Here is a 17,663-nt window from a genome sequence, read left to right as displayed (position 1 = left end):
CCGGTGATGCCACAATCGATGGACCACCAAGGAATCACCCGGTATGGCCACTCGCAACCGCATGCCGCCCTGGCATGAGATCTTCAAGGCTCCCAGCGGCCACGAGCTGCTGATCCGCCCCATCCGCCCGGAAGATGGCGCACCGCTGCAAGCGGCGTTCAGCCTGTTCGGGCCGGAAGAAATCCGCGATCGTTTCCTGCAGGCGGTGACCGAGCTGTCGCCGGAAACCACCCAGCGCCTGACCCATCCCAATCCCAAGACCGAGATCACCCTGGTCGCAGCCGAATCGCTGCCTGCGGGCGAAGCGGTGGTCGGCGCGGTTGCCCGGGCCTCGATCATCCCCGGTACCCGCGAGGCCGAGTACGCGATCCTGATCAGCCGCTTCCTGATCGGCCAGGGCCTTGGCCGGCAGTTGATGCGCAAGCTGGTGAAGTGGGGCCGTGGCAAGTACCTGGACCGCCTGTACGGCGATGTTGCCGCCGAAAACGAGCCGATGAAGCAGCTGGCCGCCTCGCTGGGCTTCAAGCCGGTGCCGCACCCGGCCGGTGCCGAGGGGCTGGTGCGCATGGTGCTGGAGCTGGACAACTGACGGAGGCGCCGGGCCTTGCCCGCCGACGCATTCCGGTAATGCCGGCCGCTGGCCGGCATTGCCAAACCCCAACGGTACATGAGGCGGCCAGCCAGCGGCCGGCACGACCGGACGGGCGTTGACCGGGCTTCTGCTAAAATCGGCGGTCCATGTCGCGTACCTCATACCCCGCCCCGCCGCTGCCGCGCGCCGGCCAGCTCCGCGCCTGGTGGCGCGCCCCCGCATCGCCGACCGCCCTGGCCTGGTACCTGGCCCAGGCCGCGCGCGCGCACGATGCCCCGCTGTTGGTGATCGCCCGTGACAACCACGGGGCCAACCAGCTCGAAGCCGACCTGCAGACCCTGCTCGGCGGCGACCCGGCCGTGCCGGTGGTCGCCTTCCCGGACTGGGAAACCCTGCCCTACGACCGCTTCAGCCCGCACCCGGACATCATCTCGCAGCGCCTGGCCGCCCTGCACCGCCTGCCCGCGCTGAAGCGCGGCCTGGTGATCGTGCCGGTGCAGACCCTGCTGCAGCAGCTGGCCCCGCGCAGCTACGTGATCGGTGGCAGCTTCGACCTGAAGGTCGGCCAGCGCCTGGACCTGGACGCCGAGAGGCGGCGCCTGGAAAGCGCCGGCTACCGCAACGTGCCGCAGGTGATGGACCCGGGTGACTTCGCCGTGCGCGGTGGCCTGCTCGACGTGTTCCCGATGGGGGCCGACGAGCCGCTGCGGATCGAGCTGCTGGACGAGGACATCGACTCGATCCGCGCCTTCGACCCGGAAAGCCAGCGCTCGCTGGACAAGGTCGACGCCGTGCACATGCTGCCCGGCCGCGAAGTGCCGATGGACGAGGCCAGCATCGCCCGCGTGCTGGCCACGCTGCGCGAGCGCTTCGACGTGGACACCCGGCGCAGTTCGCTGTACCAGGATCTGAAGTCCGGGCTGGCCCCGGCCGGCGTCGAGTACTACCTGCCGCTGTTCTTCGAGCGCACCGCGACGCTGTTCGACTATCTGCCCGACGGCAGCCTGCCGGTGGTCTGCACCGGTGCGTATGAAGCGTCCGTCGCGTTCTGGGCGCAGACCGCTGACCGCTATGAGCAGCGCCGCCATGATGTGGAGCGCCCGCTGCTGCCGCCGTCGGCGCTGTACCTGTCACCGGAGCTGCTGCGCGAGCGCCTCAATGATGCCCCGCGCATCGAGGTGTGGTCGGCGGACCACGCACGCATCGCCGACGCGCACGCGCTGGGCGACCAGCCGCTGCCACCGCTGCCGGTGGCGGCGCGCGATGCGCCGGCCGGCGAGGCGCTGAAATCCTTCCTCGGCCATTACCCGGGCCGGGTGCTGATCGCGGCCGATTCGCCCGGCCGCCGCGAGGCCCTGCTGGAAGTGTTGCAGGCCGCTGAACTGAAGCCGCCGGTGGTGGCCGACCTGCCCGGCTTCCTCGCCGACGATGCGCGCTTCGCGATCGCGGTGGCCCCGCTGGAAGATGGCTTCGCGCTGGACGACCCGCGCATCGCGGTGCTGACCGAGCGCCAGCTGTTCCCCGAGCGCGCCGGCAGCACCCGCCGCACGCGCCGTGCCGGGCGCGAGCCGGAAGCGATCATCCGCGACCTCGGCGAACTGACCGAAGGCGCGCCGATCGTGCACGAGGACCATGGCGTCGGCCGCTACCGTGGCCTGATCGCAATGGACGTCGGCGGCATGCCCGGCGAGTTCCTGGAAATCGAGTACGCCAAGGGCGACCGGCTGTATGTGCCGGTCGCGCAGCTGCACCTGATCAGCCGCTACTCCGGTGCGTCGCCGGAAACCGCGCCGCTGCACTCGCTCGGTGGCGAGCAGTGGAGCAAGGCCAAGCGCAAGGCCGCCGAGAAGGTGCGCGACGTTGCCGCCGAACTGCTGGAGATCCAGGCCCGCCGCCAGGCGCGTGCCGGCCTGGCATTGCAGGTGGACCGCGCGATGTACGAGCCGTTCGCGGCCGGTTTCCCGTTCGAGGAAACCCCGGACCAGCTGGCGGCGATCGATGCCACGCTGCGTGACCTGGCCAGCAGCCAGCCGATGGACCGCGTGGTCTGCGGCGACGTCGGCTTCGGCAAGACCGAGGTTGCGGTGCGGGCTGCCTTCGCCGCGGCCAGCGCCGGCAAGCAGGTGGCCGTGCTGGTGCCAACCACGCTGCTGGCCGAGCAGCACTACCGCAATTTCCGCGACCGTTTCGCCGATTACCCGCTGAAGGTCGAGGTGCTGTCGCGCTTCAAGACCAGCAAGGAAATCAAGGCCGAACTGGAGAAGGTCGCCGCCGGCACCATCGACGTGATCGTCGGCACCCACCGCCTGCTGCAGCCGGACGTGAAGTTCAAGGACCTGGGCATGGTCATCGTCGACGAGGAGCAGCGTTTCGGCGTGCGCCAGAAGGAAGCGCTGAAGGCGCTGCGCGCCAACGTGCACCTGCTGACCCTGACCGCCACGCCGATCCCGCGCACGTTGAACATGGCCATGGCCGGCCTGCGCGACCTGTCGATCATCGCCACGCCGCCGCCGAACCGGCTGGCGGTGCAGACCTTCATCACCCAGTGGGACAACGCGCTGCTGCGCGAGGCGTTCCAGCGCGAGCTGGCGCGTGGTGGCCAGCTGTACTTCCTGCACAACGACGTGGAGAGCATCGGCCGCATGCAGCGCGAGCTGTCCGAGCTGGTGCCCGAAGCCCGTATCGGTATCGCCCACGGGCAGATGCCCGAGCGCGAGCTGGAAAAGGTGATGCTGGATTTCCAGAAGCAGCGCTTCAACGTGCTGCTGTCGACCACGATCATCGAGTCCGGCATCGACATCCCCAACGCCAACACCATCATCATCAACCGCGCCGACCGCTTCGGCCTGGCCCAGCTGCACCAGCTGCGCGGCCGCGTCGGGCGTTCACACCACCGCGCCTACGCCTACCTGATCACCCCTGACCGCCGCGCGATCACGCCCGATGCCGAAAAGCGCCTGGAAGCGATCGCATCGATGGACGAACTGGGTGCCGGTTTCACCCTGGCCACGCACGACCTGGAGATCCGTGGCGCCGGTGAACTGCTCGGCGAGGACCAGAGCGGGCAGATGGCCGAAGTCGGCTTCAGCCTGTACACCGAGCTGCTGGAGCGCGCGGTGCGCAGCATCAGGCTGGGCAAGCTGCCCGACCTGGATGCCGGCGAGGAAGTACGCGGCGCCGAGGTCGAGCTGCATGTGCCGGCGCTGATCCCGGAAGACTACCTGCCCGACGTGCACACCCGCCTGACGCTGTACAAGCGTATTTCCAGCGCGCGCGACAGCGACGCGCTGCGTGAGCTGCAGGTGGAGATGATCGACCGCTTCGGCCTGCTGCCGGATGCGGCCAAGCACCTGTTCGCCATCGCCGAGCTGAAGTTGAAGGCCAACACGCTGGGCATCCGCAAGCTGGACCTGGGCGAGAACGGTGGCCGCATCGTGTTCGAGTCCAAGCCCAACATCGACCCGATGGCGGTGATCCAGCTGATCCAGAAGCAACCGAACCTCTACGCCATGGAAGGGCCTGACAAGCTGCGCATCAAGCATCCGCTGCCGTTGCCGGAAGACCGCTTCAACGCGGCCCGCGCCCTTCTGACCACCCTCGCCCCGGGTTGATCGCCCCCCCCCCGCACACCCGCATCGGCGCGCAGCCGGTGCGGGCGGATGACCATGTTTCCTGACGCCGTACCCGCCCCCGACCTGCTGCACGCGCAGGCCTGCCTGATCGATGCCCTCTCGATGTCGCTGCAGATGCGCGACGCCTACACCCGTCACCACTGCGACCGCGTGGGCCTGCTGGCCCGCTGCCTGGCCACGCACTGCGATCTCGCCCCCCCGGCCTGTGCACAGATCGGCCTGGCCGCACGCTTCCACGACATCGGCAAGATCGGCATACCCGACGATGTTCTGCTGGCGCCGCGCCAGCATACCGAAGAAGAACGCGCGATCATGCGCGAGCATCCGGTGCGCGGCGAGCATATATTCCTGGCCACCGGCCGCAGCGATGCCGCACCGGTAGCACGGCTGATCCGCGCCCATCACGAAGCCTTCGATGGCAGCGGCTACCCCGACGGATTGCGCGGCGAGGCCATCCCGCTGGGCGCGCGCATCGTCACCATCGTCGATGCCTACGATGCGCTGACCAGCGTACGCCCGTATCGCGATGCGATGGAGCACGAAACCGCGTTGCGGATCATCGAAGCGCAGTCCGGCGGGCTGGTGGACCCCTACGTGCTGCAGCGCTTCCATCGCATGCTGGCGCGCGCGCCGGCGCTGGCCTGAGATCTTCCCGACGGTGAAACAACCCGCCGGTAGAGTCGACTGTTAGTCGACTGCTCTTCGTCCAGATCGCGAAAATCCCGCGCTGCGCGCGATAGTCGACTAACAGTCGACTCTACCAGTCGGCGCTGTGCTGCCGGCCTGGACGACAAAAGGCCCGGCATTCGCCGGGCCTTTCGCATCACGCGTTCACGGGTGATCGATTACCAGATCACCACGCGCTTGTCGTCGGCACGCACCATTGCATCGCCGGCCTTGCACTGGAAGGCGGCCGCGAACGAAGGCATGTTCGACGGTGCACCGTTGGCACGGAAGTTGGCCGGCGCATGCGGATCGGTGTTGAGGCGGACGCGCAGCTCACCATCGGTGAAATTGCGGCGCCACACCGTGGCCCAGTTCATGAAGAAGCGCTGGTCCTGGCTGTGGCCATCGACCTCGACATTCGCCTTCGGGTCTTCCTTCAGCGCCATCTGCAGCGCGTCATAGGCCACGGTCAGCCCGCCCAGGTCGCCGATGTTCTCGCCCAGGGTCAGCTTGCCCTTCACGTTCACCCCCGGCACCGCTTCATAGCCGTCGAACTGCGCGACCAGCTGGTCGGTACGCTCGGTGAAGGCCTTGCGGTCGGCGTCGGTCCACCAGTTGTCGAAGTTGCCGTTGGCGGCGAACTGGCTGCCCGAGTCGTCGTAGCCGTGCATCATTTCGTGGCCGATGACCGCACCGATGCCGCCGTAGTTCAGCGCCGGATCGGCCTTGGCGTCGAAGAACGGCGCCTGCAGGATCGCCGCCGGGAACACGATCTCGTTCTTGGTGGCGTTGTAGTACGCGTTGACGGTCTGCGGGGTCATGCCCCACTCGGTCTTGTCCACCGGCTTGCCGATCTTGTCCAGCATGTAGCGGTAATTGAACGCACGCGCCGCCTGCATGTTGCCCAGGTAGCTGTCGCCGTTGGTCTGCAGGCCCGCCCAGTCACGCCACTTGTCCGGGTAACCGATCTTCGGGGTGAAGCTGGCCCACTTTTCCAGCGCCTTCTTCTTGGTTTCTTCGCCCATCCACGGCAGCTGCTCCAGGCGCGCCTTCAGCGCCTGCGACAGGTTCTCCACCAGGTGCTGCATGGCGACCTTCGACTCGGCCGGGAACACGGCATCCACGTACAGCTGGCCCAGCGCTTCACCCATGCCACCGTTGACCGACTCCAGCACGCGCTTCCAGCGCGGCTGCATTTCCTTCTGGCCGCGCAGGGTGGTGCCGTAGAAATCGAAGTTGGCCTTCTCGAACTGGCTGCTCAGGTACGGCGAGGCGTCGTCGATGGTGTGGAAGCGCAGATAGGCCTGCCAGGTGCTGGCCGGCACGTCGGCGAGCATCTTGTCCATTTCACTGAAGAAGCCGGGCTGGGCCAGCGAGAACTTCTGCGCGGCCGGCACCTTCAGGGTGTCGAACAGCGCGGTCCAGCTGAAGTTCGGGGTCAGCCTGTCGGCGTCGGCGGCGCTGAGCGGGTTGTAGCGCTTGGCCGGATCACGCATTTCGATGCGCGACATCGAGGCCTTGGCCAGGCGGGTTTCGAAGGCCATCACGGCCTTGGCCTGCTCGGCGGCCTGCGCCGCGTCCACGCCGGACAGGGTCAGCACCTGTGCGATGTAGGCCACGTAGGCATCGCGGATCTTGGCCTGCGCATCGTCGAAGTAGTAGCCCTTCTCCGGCAGGCCCAGGCCACCCTGGCCGACGTAGGCGATGACGTTGGCCGAATCCTTGTAGTCGGCATTGGCGAACAGCGAGAACAGCACGCCCTTGCCCTCGGCCTGGCTGTCGCGCAGGTACCGGGTGATGGCGGCGGTGTCGTTCAGCGCGGCGATCTTGTCCAGCTGCGGCTGCAGCGGCGCCAGGCCGGCAGCTTCGATCTTCGCTTCGTCGTTGCCGGTCTTCCAGATGTCACCGATCTTGGCTTCCACCGAGCCGGCCTTGGCCTGGCTGGCGGCGGCCTGCTGCACCAGCGCGTGCTGCACTTCCAGCGAGCGCTCGCGCAGGATCTCGAAGCTGCCCCAGGTGGTCTGGTCGCCCGGCACCGGGTTGGCCTTCAGCCACTTGCTGTTGACGAAGCCATTGAGGTCGGTACAGGCCGAAATGGCCGGATCGAGGTCGGCGCTGTTGAGCGAGATCAGCGGCGTCTTGATCTGCGACAGGTCGAAGGCCGGCTTGGCGTCGGCACTGGCCGCCGGGGCGGTTTCGTTCTTGCCACACGCCGCCAGTGAGGCAGCGATGGCGATGGTCAGGCCCAGCGGGACCAGGTTGCGGACGTTCATGAGGCTCTCCTGCGGTTAATTTCACAGGGTAGCCGGGGGAGCGACGCCGGGGACCGGCCAAAGGTCACGAGCCCACGGCGCAGCTCCCGCCGCGCGCCGGTATGCTCTGGCCTCTGCGATCACTGGACCTCATGACCATGGACGAACCTGCGCTGCTGCTGGCCCTCGACACCTGTGAGTTTCTGTTCCTGACTGAGATTGGCGAGCCGGAAGCGAATCGTCTGCGCCTGGTCGTCGGGGAGGGCCAGGTGGTCGGAAAGCCCTCCCGCGTGGAGCTCGGTCATGGACGTTCAATCGATGATGTGCGTGCGATAGAGGTGGTGCCCCACTCGCAGCGGTTTGAATTGATCTGGGACCACTACATCAGCTACGCCGTGCACAACGAGTCCTACCAGAGCTGGGACGACTCCGAAGCCTGGAGCGGCAATCTGTTCCGCCGCTACAGCCGATCGAAGTTCCTTGAATATCTGGACCGTGCCACCTTCGCTGATACCCGTTACCCAGGCCCATTCACGCATTACCAGGTGATATGCCAGGACCACGTCATCGACATTGCTGCGTTGCAGCCGCCGAAGGCGCGCCTGCTGGGCCCTTCGTAGCTGGCAGATGCAGCCACCCATGGGTGGCTCTACCGGGTTACGACAGCGCCAGCCGAGCGTGGGCTCGGCTCTACAAAAGCGAAGGCCGGCTTGCGCCGGCCTTCTGCTTCTTACTTCGCCTTGCCCTGGTTGGCCACGGCTTCGGCAGCCTTGCGTGCTGCTTCCGGGTCGCCCAGGTAGCGGAACGACTGCACGGTCAGGTCGTCGTTCAGTTCGAACAGCAGCGGGATGCCGGTCGGGATGTTCAGCTCGAGGATCTCCTCGCGCGAAACATTGTTGAGGTACTTGTACAGCGCGCGCAGCGAGTTGCCGTGGGCGGTGACCAGTACGGTCTTGCCGTCCTTCAGCTGCGGTGCGATGGCGTCGTGCCAGTACGGCAGCACGCGGTCCAGGGTGGTGGCCAGCGACTCGGTGCCCGGCAGCGCGTTGCGGTCCAGGCCGGCGTAGCGGCGGTCATGGATCGGGTGGCCCGGATCTTCCAGGTCCATCGGCGGCGGCGGGATGTCGTACGAACGACGCCAGACCTTGACCTGCTCTTCGCCGTGCTTGGCCGCGGTCTCGGCCTTGTCCAGCCCCTGCAGGCCGCCGTAGTGCCGCTCGTTGAGGCGCCAGGACTTGTTCACCGGCAGCCAGTCCTGCTCCAGCTCGGCCAGCGCACCCTGCAGGGTGTGGATGGCGCGCTTGAGCACGGAGGTGTGCGCAACGTCGAACTGCAGGCCTTCCTCGCGCATCAGGCGGCCGGCGGCGGCCGCTTCGCGACGCCCCTGCTCGGTCAGGTCGACATCGACCCAGCCGGTGAAGCGGTTGTCCAGGTTCCACTGGCTCTGGCCATGGCGCAACAGTACGAGTCTACGGGTCACTGCAGGGTCTCCAACGCGAGGAAAGGCAGGCCGCCATTGTAGCCCGGCCGCCGCTCACCGGGCCGTGGCGCCGCCCGTGCGATGCTGTGACCCATGAATACGGTGATCGACCCCGGACGCTGGGAAGGCAGCGTCGCTGCCGCCCGTGCGCAGCAGCTGCAACTGGCAGGCCGCGTGGAGCGCCAGGACCGCCTGCCACGCAACGTGCGCTGGCTGGCCGGGATGGATGTCGGCTTCGAGGACAACGGCGCCATCACCCGCGCCGCGGCGGTACTGCTGGACGCGGAGACGCTGAAGCCCGTGGCGCAGGAGATCGCGCGCATCCCCACGGTGATGCCCTACATCCCCGGCCTGCTCAGCTTCCGCGAGCTGCCGGCACTGCTGGCCGCACTGGCGCTGCTGCCACGCGTGCCGGACCTGGTGTTCGTCGATGGCCACGGCATCAGCCATCCGCGCAGGCTGGGCGTGGCTGCGCATCTGGGCGTGGTCACCGACCTGCCGAGCATCGGGGTAGCGAAGTCGAAGCTGGTGGGGCGATTCGTCGAACCGGGCGCCGAGGCCGGTGCACATGCGCCGCTGCAGGATGGCGACGAACAACTGGGCTGGGTGCTGCGCAGCAAGGTGCGCTGCAAGCCGCTGTTCGTGGCCGGTGGCCATCGGGTCAGTGCCGATACCGCGCTGGACTGGGTGCAGCGCACGCTGCGCGGCTACCGGCTGCCGGAGCCGACCCGGCTGGCGGATCGGCTGGCCTCGCGACGCGACGAATGACCGCACCGGGCATTCCCCGGTGCGGCCTTCATTTTCATTCAACGATGCACGTGGCCGCGATGGCCCTGCGCATCCTCGCCGTGGTCGTGGCCTTCATGGCCCTGCTGCGCGCCGCCCTTGGCCGACGCCGGTCCAGCGCAGGCTTCACCACAGTGGTCCGCTTCGATCTGCAGCGTCACGTGTTCGATGCCGAAGTCATCGTGCAGGCGCCCGCCCAGCTCGCGGCGCAGCACATCGGCATCGGTGCCGTCGCGCATCACGATGTGCGCGGTCAGCGCCGGCGTGCTCGAGGCCAGCGCCCACACATGCAGGTCATGCACGTCCATCACCGCGGCATGGCCGGACAGGCTGTCGCGCACCTTGGCCACGTCCATGCCCTTGGGCACGCCTTCCAGCAGCACGTTGATCGCCTCGCGCATCAACACGTAGGTGCGCGGCAGTACCCATAGCCCGATCAGTACCGCCAGGATCGGATCGATCGGCTTCCAGCCCGTCCACTTGATCAACAATGCGCCGGCAATCACCGCCACCGAACCGAGCATGTCCGCCCACACTTCCAGGTAGGCGCCCTTCACGTTGAGGCTCTCGCCACTGCCGGCCTGCAGCAGGCGCATCGAGATCAGGTTGATGACCAGACCGACGGCCGCGATCACCAGCATGCCGGAGGACGCGATCTCCTGCGGCTGGCGAAAACGGCCGACCGCTTCCCACAGGATGTAGGCGGCGACCACGAACAGCATGGCACCGTTGATCATCGCGCCCAGCGCCTCCAGCCGTGCATAGCCGTAGGTGCGGCGCGCATCGGGTGGGCGCCGGCTCAGCCGCACCGCAACCAGCGCGATCATCAGCGCCAGCGCGTCGGTGGCCATGTGTGCCGCGTCGGACAGCAGCGCCAGGCTGTTGGTCCAGAACGCGCCCACCACCTCGACGACGAGGAAGGTGGAGGTCAGGCCGAGCGCCCACCACAAGGGTTTCTCGTGGCGGATCTGGGACGGCAGGTGATCGTGGTCGTGGCCCATGGCAACAGCTCCTTTGCGATGCGGTGCAGGCTACGCCGTGCTGGCGGGGGAGACTATTACGGTGTTTATAACATTGCAGGCGTGCAGCACCGGTGCCGCCGGGCAGGACCCGGCGGCCACGGCAGATCTGCACTTGCGTATGCTCAGAACCCGAAGCGCAGGCTGGCCCAGTAGGCGCGGCCGGGCTCGTTGTAGGTCGCCGCGCCGGCATCGCTGCTGTTGGCCTCGCGGAACAGGCGCTTGTCGGCCAGGTTGTTGACGCCGAAGCCGAAGCTGACGGTCTCGGTCACCCTGTAGCGGGCGCTCACGCCCCAGATGTTGTAGGCACCCCGGTCCTGCAGCGCGATCGAGGGATCGCAGCTGCCGGTGCAGCGCGGATCATTGTTGATGTTGGCGGTGGCCGGTTCCTGCTTGCCGTAGAACGTGCCGGTCAGCAGCAGCGACAGCCTGTCGGTGGCCTGCCAGTCCAGCATGGTGTTGATCGTGTACTTCGGAATCACCGACAGCGGCTGGCGCGTGGTCTTGTTCTCGTTCTCCACCATGTAGGTGAAGTTGTTGCTCCACTTCAGGCGGCTGCCCTGCTCGCCCAGCAACGGGATCACCAGGTTGCCTTCCAGGCCCTGCACGATCGCCTTCGGCGCATTCTCCCAGCGGAAGATGCGGCCCTTGGTGTCGGCGGTCAGGCCAATCTGGGTGTAACCGGCCTGGATCTTGTCCTTGTAGTCGTTGTGGAAGTAGGTCAACGACGCCTGCCAGCCGCTCTGCGGTGCCCACTCGACGCCCAGTTCCTTGTTCAGGCTGGTTTCCGCCTTCAGGTCCGCATTGCCGCGCATGTAGCAGCCGGCGCCCAGGCTCGGCAGTGCATTCGGGCAGCCATTGCCACGGGTGTAGTACAGATAGTCCGGATTGGACTGGTACAGGTTCGGCGCCTTGAATGCCCGGGCGATACCGCCCTTCACCACCCAGTCGCCGCTGATGCGGAACTGCGCATTGAGGCTGGGGCTGGTGTTGTTGCCGAACTGGCTGTGGTGGTCGAAGCGCAGGCCCGGGGTCACGATCCAGCGCTCGCCCAGGTAGATGTTGTCTTCCACGAACACCGCAGTGGTCTGCGCGTCGGCCTTGCCACGCGCACGATCGGCCGACAGCCCCGGGATGCCGCCGCCGCTGCTGCTGGACTGGCTCATCGAATAGGGATCGGTCAAGCGGCTGTCCAGGTACTCGAAGCCGAGCGTCCAGACATTCTCGGCGCCGCCCAGCGTGGTCGGGAAACTCACTTCGCCATCCAGCTGGTAGTTGCGCAGGCGCGAGGTCGACCAGTCGGTGCCGTTGAAGCTGCCCTCCGGGCCACCGGCCAGGCCTTCGTTGATGCGCGAGTTGTTGACCGCCTCCACCGCAGCCGTCACCCGCGAGGTCACATCGCCCCAGCGCCCACGATGGGTGATCGCGCCGGTGGTGCGGTACATGCGGTTGGTCTCCGCTTCGCCTTCGGCCAGCGCCGCCAGATCGACGCCGGTCGAGGTACCGGTAGTGCTGACCGCGCGGTCGCCGGCATAGATGTTGCCCTGGCGGCTGGTGCCGGCTTCGAACTCCACCACCTGGTCGGCGGTCACGTCCCAGCGCAGCAACGCGTTGACGTCGCGGTTCTTGACGCCCTCGCGGCCAGCCGGCGGCACCGCGTTCGGGTTGGTCGCGTACTGGCGGTTGAGGTCCAGTGAGTCGGCGTCGGTCCTGTTGAGGTTGCCGTACAGGCGGAACGACAGGGTGTCGGTCATCGGCCCGCTCAGCTGCAGGCCGACGCGCTCGCTGCCGCCTTCGGCGCTGTGCTCGGGCACCAGGCCATACAGGTCGACCGCGCCGGTCAGGTCGCCGGTCGGGCGCTTGGTGATGATGTTGACCACGCCGCCGGACGCGCCGGAACCATAGCGTGCCGCCGCCGGGCCGCGCAGCACTTCGATGCGCTCGATCATTTCCGCCGGCACCCAGTTGGTATCGCCGCGCGTATTGCGTTCGCCACTGCGGCCCATGCGCACGGCATCGCGCGCGCCGATGCGCTTGCCATCGACCAGGATCAGGGTGTTTTCCGGACCCATGCCGCGCAGGTCGATCTGGCGATTGTTGCCGTACTGGCCCGAGGCGCTGTTGCCGGTGAGGTTGACGCCCGGCATGGTCCGCAGCAGTTCGGCGATGTCGTTGGCCGGCGGGCGCCGGGCGATGTCCTCGGCGGTAATGGTCGAGGTGCCCAACGCCTGGCGGGCAATCTGCGAAGCGGTGACATGCACCGTGTCGATATCGGTGGCGTCGGTTTCAGCCTGGGCGGTCAGGGCGCTGCCGGCCAGCAGGGCAGCAACGGCAAGCGCCAGCGGGCGCGGCGAAAGGACAACGGCAGGGGACATGATCTGGACCTTCTGGCAGGGCAACGGGGCCTCTGGCAAAGGGCTTGAGGCAACGACGAGGAGGGAGGCGGAGCGTCGCTGCAGTCGCCTGCGGCCCGATCCGTGCGCGCATTCTCCCACCAATGCGAGTGATTCTCAAATGCGTTCACTCATTGCAGCGGCGATGCCGATGTGCTTCGCGCACGGCACGCGCCTGCATCACGCTTAAACTGGCGGGCCAACCCGCCATCAACCGCACGCCAGCCCGGCCGATATCGGTGGTTTGCCGTACGCAGTCAGAGAACGACGTGGAAACACCCCAACTGGACGACGCCAGCCAGCCGCTGGCCGACGCCTGGCAGCAGTGCCTGCTGCAGGCCGGCCCCACCGCCACCGCGCTGCTGCACGCCGCCGCTGCCGATGCGCCACCTGCGCTGGCCCAGCGCTTCTATGACGTCCTGTTGCAGGACCCGCGCGCGCGCCGCTTCCTGTCCCACGACCAGGTCAAGCAGCGCCTGCAGCCGGCCATGCAGCGCTGGCTGGTGCAGCTGCTGACCACCGGTGCCGACGGCATTGCCAGCGCGGTTGCCTCGCAACGGGTGATCGGCGATGTGCATGCCCGGGTCGGCATTCCGGTCGACCTGGTCACCCGCGGCGCGCGCGTGCTCAAGCACGACCTGTTCGTGCGCCTGCGCGACGACGCGCCCGACAGTGCCACCGCGTTCGCCGCCATCGACTGCCTCAGCGCGATCGTGGACATCGCCATGGAAGGCATGACCCTGGCCTACACCCATGCACGCGAGCGCTCTACCCGTGCCGATGCGGCATACCGCCTGTTCTCTCTGGTGCAGAACGTCGGCGCCGAACGCGAGCGCCAGCGTGCACTGCTGCTGGACTGGGAGAACACCCTGCTCTACGCGCTGGCCGGCCATGTGCAGGCCAGTGACAGCGCCCGCCTGGCCACCTCGGAATTCGGCCTGTGGTTCACCCACAAGGGGATTCCCAGTTTCGGCGAGAGCAGCGAGACCCAGCAGGTCGGCCAGTTGATGTCCCGCATCGACAGCCATCTCCAGCGTGCACGCAGCGATGAGCCGGCGCAGCGCCTGGCGGTGCTGCCTGCCATCCGCGAGGACCTGGCGGCCATCCGCACCCTGATGACGCTGCTGTTCGAGCGCATCGGCGAACTGGACGCCGGCAGCGACGCACTGACCAACCTGCTCAACCGCCGCTTCCTGCCCACGGTCCTGCGCAGGGAGATCGAGCTGGCCACGCGCAACCGCACGCCGTTCTCGCTGCTGCTGCTCGACCTGGATCATTTCAAGGCGATCAACGATGGCCACGGCCACGATGCCGGCGACCGCGCATTGCAGCACGTGGCTGGTCTGCTCGGCCAGCTGACACGCGGCAGCGACTACCTGTTCCGCTATGGCGGCGAGGAGTTCGTGGTGGTGCTGGTGGCGGCGAGCGAATCGCAGGCGACCGTGATCGCCGAGAGCCTGCGCCGGCAGATCGCACAATCGCCCGTTGCGCTGGCCAATGGCCAGGTGCTGGCACTGACCGCCAGTATCGGCGTGGCTGGCCATGACGGCCATCCGGACTACGAGCGGCTGATGGCACGGGCCGATGCAGCGATGTACGAGGCCAAGCGCAGCGGCCGCAACCGCGTGGTGGTAGCCAGCGAGGCACTACAGGAAGCACCGGGACGGCGGGCATTGCAGCGGTAGCCCGACGCGGACGGCAACCCAGGTGTAGAGTCGACTGCCAGTCGACTATCGCGCGCAGCGCGGAGCTTTTCGCCGTCGGAACGAAGAGCAGTCGACTAACAGTCGACTCTACCGGTTCGCGCGCCAGCCGCTGCTTTCACCGCCCCCACTTGCCACGCGGCCCACCACAGCAGGGCGAGCGCCGCGATGCCGGCACCCAGCAGGCACACCGCAGGCCAGCCATGCCGGGCCTGCATCCAGGGCCCGGCCGCCGCGCCTGCGCCGCTGCCCACTGCGTAGAACAGCATGTACAGCGCCACCAGGCGTCCGTGCTGCTCACCCGGTGCACGCAGCAGCAGCGCCTGGTTCGATACATGCAACGCCTGGCCGCCGAGGTCGAGCACGATCACGCCCAGCAGCAGCCACGGCAGCGACTGCGGCAACTCCAGCAGCGGCCACCACGCGACCAGCATCAACAGCAACGCGCCAACGCTGACCCGATGCACGAAGCCGCGGTCCATCCAGTGCCCGACCCTCGCCGCCATCAACGCACCGGCCACCCCGGCCAAACCGAGCGCACCGATGGCCGCCGTCGACCAGTGCAGCGGCGGTGCCGACAGCGGCAAGGGTGCCGCCGCCCAGAACACATTGAGGCCGGCAAACAGCAGCAGGGCCAGTGGACCGCGCTCGCGCAGCGTCCGGTCCTCGCGCAGCATGCCCAGCATCGAGCCCAGCAGCTCGCCCCAACGCGGCGGCACCGCCGGTGCCGGCACGGCCGGCAGGCGCCGCCACAGCAGCACGGCCAGCGCCGCCATCACCGCAGCCGACAGCAGATAGACCGCTTGCCAGCCGGCAATGGCCGCCACGCTGCCGGACAGCACCCGCGCCAGCAGCAGCCCGATGAACACCCCACCCTGCACCGTGCCCACCACGCGCCCGCGCTGCGCGGGCGCTGCCATCGCCGCCGTGCAGGCGATCAAGCCCTGGGTCAGCGCGGTCCCCAACAACCCGACCAGCAGCATGCCCGACAACAGCCAACTGGCCGTGCGTGCCGCCGCCAGCCACAGCAGCGCGGCCACCAGTGCCGCCAGCTGCACGCGCAACAGGCGCCGCCGGTCCCCTCGATCAGCCAGCGGCAACACGCCCAGCAGTGCCAGCACACTGCCGGCCTGGGTGGCCGCCAGCACGGTACCGGCTGCCGCCCGCTCCAGCGCGAACGCCTGTGCCAGCCGATCCAGCAGTGGCTGCGCGTAATAGACATTGGCGACGCTGGCACCGGCGGCCACCGCGAGCAAGACCAGCAGGGAGCGTGGAATCGGCATGGCATTCATGTACTGGTTGCATATTGAAACCATATGCAGGCTAGCTCCATTGGTTTTAAACTGCAACCACATAGAACGGAGACCGCCATGCACGCCGACAGCCCCTGCCCCGTCGCCCGTAGCGCCGACCTGCTCGGTGACCGCTGGGCATTGCTGGTGATCCGCGACGCGTTCGACGGCATCACCCGCTTCGGCGATTTCCAGCGGAGCCTCGGCGCGGCACGCAACATCCTCAGTGATCGCCTGCGCAAACTGGTCGAGGCCGGCATCCTGCAACTGCAACCGGCCTCCGATGGCTCGGCCTACCAGGAATACGTGCTCACCCACGCCGGCCAGGAACTGTTCCCGCTGCTGGTGGCGCTGCGCCAATGGGGCGAGCGCCATCGCTTCGGGGCGGGCGAAGCCCACTCGCAGCTGATCGAATCGGCGACGCGGCGGCCGCTGCCGTACATGCAGCCGCGCGGGCGCGACGGTCAGGCCCTGCAGGCCGCCGCCACGCGTGTGCGCAAACTCAAGATCGACGGGCGCGGCGCCTGACCCGCCCATTCGCGCACACCGCGATGCGGCGGCGCCGGTTAGCATCGGGTCTTTCCGCCGCTGGATGCCGCCGATGCCGCGCTTTCGCCCTTCCCTGCTGACCGCCCTGCTGCTGCCGCTGCTGGCCTGCGCGACAGCCACGCAGGCGCGCGAGGTCGCCGCGCCCGCCGACCACGTGCAGGCCGATGGCCCGTATGTGTTCCGCCAGGGCGACCAGCTGCAGGCCCAATGGATCTGCGCCGACAAGGTCGAATCGCGCACGCTGGCCACGCAGACCGCAGGCACCGACATCGCCCCGCGCTGCGGCTACGCGCACACCGTGCATGTGGCCGCGCCGAATGCGCCTTCGATTTCCGTACTGCCGGCCACGCCGCGCATCGTCGCGCTGTCCGACATCCATGGCCAGTACGGGCTGCTGGTGCGCCTGCTGCGCGCCCACCAGGTCATCGACGCCCAGGACCGCTGGGCACTGGGCAAGGACACGCTGGTCGTCGCCGGCGATGTGTTCGACCGCGGCCCGCAGGTCACCGAAGCCTTCTGGCTGCTGTATGGCCTGCAGCAGCAGGCCGCTGCCGCCGGCGGTGCGGTGCACTTCGTGCTCGGCAACCACGAGACCATGGTGCTGTACGACGACCTGCGCTACGTCAACCCGAAGTACCTGCGCAGCGCCCAGCTGCTGGGCCGCAGCTACCCGCAGCTGTACGGCAAGGACTCGGTGATCGGCCAGTGGCTGCGCACCCGCCCGGTGCTGTTGAAGATCGGCGACACCCTGTTCCTGCACGGCGGCATCTCACCCGAAGCGGTGCAGCTGGCGCTGGACCCGGCGCGCACCAACGCGGCCTACCAGGCCTCGCTGGGGCTGCCCAAGGCCGAAGTGAAGGCGGACCCGGCCACCGCACCGCTGTACGACGGCAAGACCAGCCCGATCTGGTACCGGGGTTACTTCGACGGCCGCCTCGACACCGCGGGGGTGCAGGCCGTGCTTGACCGGCTGCAGCTCAAGCGGATCGTGGTCGGCCATACCTCGATGCCACACGTCAGCAGCTTCCACGGTGACCGCGTGATCGCCATCGACAGCAGCATCAAGAACGGCGAGAACGGCGAGCTGCTGTTCATCGACGACGGTGTGCTCAGTCGTGGGCTGCTGGATGGCTCGCGGGTGCCGCTGGCGCTCGGTGAACCGGGCCTGCAGGACTGAATGGCAGGACAGCGCGACGGCGCCGGCAGGTGCCGGCCCGCTCCACCTTCCCCCGGTTTGCGGCTACCCTCGGCAGCCGAGAGGCCTGCCCCGTCCAGCCGGTGGGCCTGACCGTTACAGGA

13 protein-coding genes are annotated in these 17,663 nt (G+C 68.1%); 8 read left to right on the top strand and 5 right to left on the bottom strand.

Features of this window, described 5'->3' with window-relative positions:
- Positions 1-43 precede the first annotated feature (43 nt).
- The 3 genes from AC5P9C_RS04520 (at position 44) to AC5P9C_RS04510 (ending at position 4,869) form a co-directional block, all read left to right on the top strand.
- Entirely contained in the window at positions 44-589 is a 546-nt protein-coding gene (locus tag AC5P9C_RS04520) for a GNAT family N-acetyltransferase (RefSeq protein WP_014646444.1), read from the top strand.
- 149 nt (positions 590-738) lie between these two features.
- Positions 739-4,203, top strand: coding sequence for a transcription-repair coupling factor (gene mfd / locus AC5P9C_RS04515; RefSeq protein ID WP_049466882.1), 3,465 nt, complete (start codon positions 739-741; stop codon positions 4,201-4,203).
- A 48-nt stretch (positions 4,204-4,251) separates the two neighbouring features.
- Positions 4,252-4,869, top strand: coding sequence for an HD-GYP domain-containing protein (locus tag AC5P9C_RS04510; RefSeq protein ID WP_049466880.1), 618 nt, complete (start codon positions 4,252-4,254; stop codon positions 4,867-4,869).
- Positions 4,870-5,069: 200 nt separating this feature from the next.
- Here AC5P9C_RS04510 and AC5P9C_RS04505 read toward each other — a convergent pair whose 3' ends face one another.
- On the bottom strand, positions 5,070-7,163 hold the full coding sequence (locus tag AC5P9C_RS04505) for a M13 family metallopeptidase (RefSeq protein WP_053505390.1): 2,094 nt from the start codon (positions 7,161-7,163) through the stop codon (positions 5,070-5,072).
- Between the two features lie 137 nt (positions 7,164-7,300).
- Between AC5P9C_RS04505 and AC5P9C_RS04500 the strand changes: the two genes are divergently transcribed.
- On the top strand, positions 7,301-7,762 hold the full coding sequence (locus AC5P9C_RS04500) for a hypothetical protein (protein ID WP_210240935.1): 462 nt from the start codon (positions 7,301-7,303) through the stop codon (positions 7,760-7,762).
- 110 nt (positions 7,763-7,872) lie between these two features.
- Here AC5P9C_RS04500 and gpmA read toward each other — a convergent pair whose 3' ends face one another.
- On the bottom strand, positions 7,873-8,622 hold the full coding sequence (gene gpmA / locus AC5P9C_RS04495) for a 2,3-diphosphoglycerate-dependent phosphoglycerate mutase (protein WP_005415787.1): 750 nt from the start codon (positions 8,620-8,622) through the stop codon (positions 7,873-7,875).
- A 93-nt stretch (positions 8,623-8,715) separates the two neighbouring features.
- Here gpmA and nfi point away from each other — a divergent pair, with 93 nt between their 5' ends.
- The gene (gene nfi, locus AC5P9C_RS04490; RefSeq protein WP_049464859.1) at positions 8,716-9,390 is read left to right on the top strand and encodes a deoxyribonuclease V; all 675 of its coding nucleotides are present in this window, start codon (positions 8,716-8,718) and stop codon (positions 9,388-9,390) included.
- Positions 9,391-9,428: 38 nt separating this feature from the next.
- On the opposite strand, the gene AC5P9C_RS04485 is transcribed toward nfi, so the two are convergent.
- Both AC5P9C_RS04485 and AC5P9C_RS04480 read right to left on the bottom strand, forming a co-directional pair.
- A complete protein-coding gene (locus AC5P9C_RS04485; RefSeq protein ID WP_049464861.1) occupies positions 9,429-10,409 on the bottom strand; it encodes a cation diffusion facilitator family transporter in 981 nt (326 codons plus the stop codon).
- 143 nt (positions 10,410-10,552) lie between these two features.
- A complete protein-coding gene (locus AC5P9C_RS04480; protein WP_206631604.1) occupies positions 10,553-12,802 on the bottom strand; it encodes a FepA family TonB-dependent siderophore receptor in 2,250 nt (749 codons plus the stop codon).
- Positions 12,803-13,089: 287 nt separating this feature from the next.
- Between AC5P9C_RS04480 and AC5P9C_RS04475 the strand changes: the two genes are divergently transcribed.
- Entirely contained in the window at positions 13,090-14,505 is a 1,416-nt protein-coding gene (locus AC5P9C_RS04475; RefSeq protein ID WP_343541871.1) for a GGDEF domain-containing protein, read from the top strand.
- Positions 14,506-14,600: 95 nt separating this feature from the next.
- On the opposite strand, the gene AC5P9C_RS04470 is transcribed toward AC5P9C_RS04475, so the two are convergent.
- Positions 14,601-15,815 carry an MFS transporter gene (locus AC5P9C_RS04470; protein ID WP_064237951.1) on the bottom strand — a complete coding sequence of 405 codons (1,215 nt, stop codon included), beginning with the start codon at positions 15,813-15,815 and terminating at the stop codon, positions 14,601-14,603.
- 78 nt (positions 15,816-15,893) lie between these two features.
- On the opposite strand from AC5P9C_RS04470, the gene AC5P9C_RS04465 reads away from it, so the two are divergent.
- Complete coding sequence (locus tag AC5P9C_RS04465; protein WP_329851190.1) at positions 15,894-16,343, top strand: winged helix-turn-helix transcriptional regulator; 450 nt, start codon at positions 15,894-15,896, stop codon at positions 16,341-16,343.
- A 73-nt stretch (positions 16,344-16,416) separates the two neighbouring features.
- Positions 16,417-17,541 (top strand): metallophosphoesterase, encoded by a 1,125-nt coding sequence (locus AC5P9C_RS04460; RefSeq protein ID WP_343542376.1) that lies wholly within the window; start codon positions 16,417-16,419, stop codon positions 17,539-17,541.
- Positions 17,542-17,663: the final 122 nt, after the last annotated feature.

The organism is Stenotrophomonas sp. YJH_SMC_10 (genome assembly GCF_059371555.1).
This window is presented reverse-complemented; position numbering and strand designations above follow the sequence as displayed.

Coding starts and splice junctions, on each gene's coding strand:
- AC5P9C_RS04520 (WP_014646444.1), top strand. CDS start 44: ATGGCCACTCGCAACCGCATGCCGCCCTGGCATGAGATCTTCAAGGCT.
- mfd (WP_049466882.1), top strand. CDS start 739: ATGTCGCGTACCTCATACCCCGCCCCGCCGCTGCCGCGCGCCGGCCAG.
- AC5P9C_RS04510 (WP_049466880.1), top strand. CDS start 4,252: ATGACCATGTTTCCTGACGCCGTACCCGCCCCCGACCTGCTGCACGCG.
- AC5P9C_RS04505 (WP_053505390.1), bottom strand. CDS start 7,163: ATGAACGTCCGCAACCTGGTCCCGCTGGGCCTGACCATCGCCATCGCT.
- AC5P9C_RS04500 (WP_210240935.1), top strand. CDS start 7,301: ATGGACGAACCTGCGCTGCTGCTGGCCCTCGACACCTGTGAGTTTCTG.
- nfi (WP_049464859.1), top strand. CDS start 8,716: ATGAATACGGTGATCGACCCCGGACGCTGGGAAGGCAGCGTCGCTGCC.
- AC5P9C_RS04485 (WP_049464861.1), bottom strand. CDS start 10,409: ATGGGCCACGACCACGATCACCTGCCGTCCCAGATCCGCCACGAGAAA.
- AC5P9C_RS04480 (WP_206631604.1), bottom strand. CDS start 12,802: ATGTCCCCTGCCGTTGTCCTTTCGCCGCGCCCGCTGGCGCTTGCCGTT.
- AC5P9C_RS04470 (WP_064237951.1), bottom strand. CDS start 15,815: ATGAATGCCATGCCGATTCCACGCTCCCTGCTGGTCTTGCTCGCGGTG.
- AC5P9C_RS04465 (WP_329851190.1), top strand. CDS start 15,894: ATGCACGCCGACAGCCCCTGCCCCGTCGCCCGTAGCGCCGACCTGCTC.
- AC5P9C_RS04460 (WP_343542376.1), top strand. CDS start 16,417: ATGCCGCGCTTTCGCCCTTCCCTGCTGACCGCCCTGCTGCTGCCGCTG.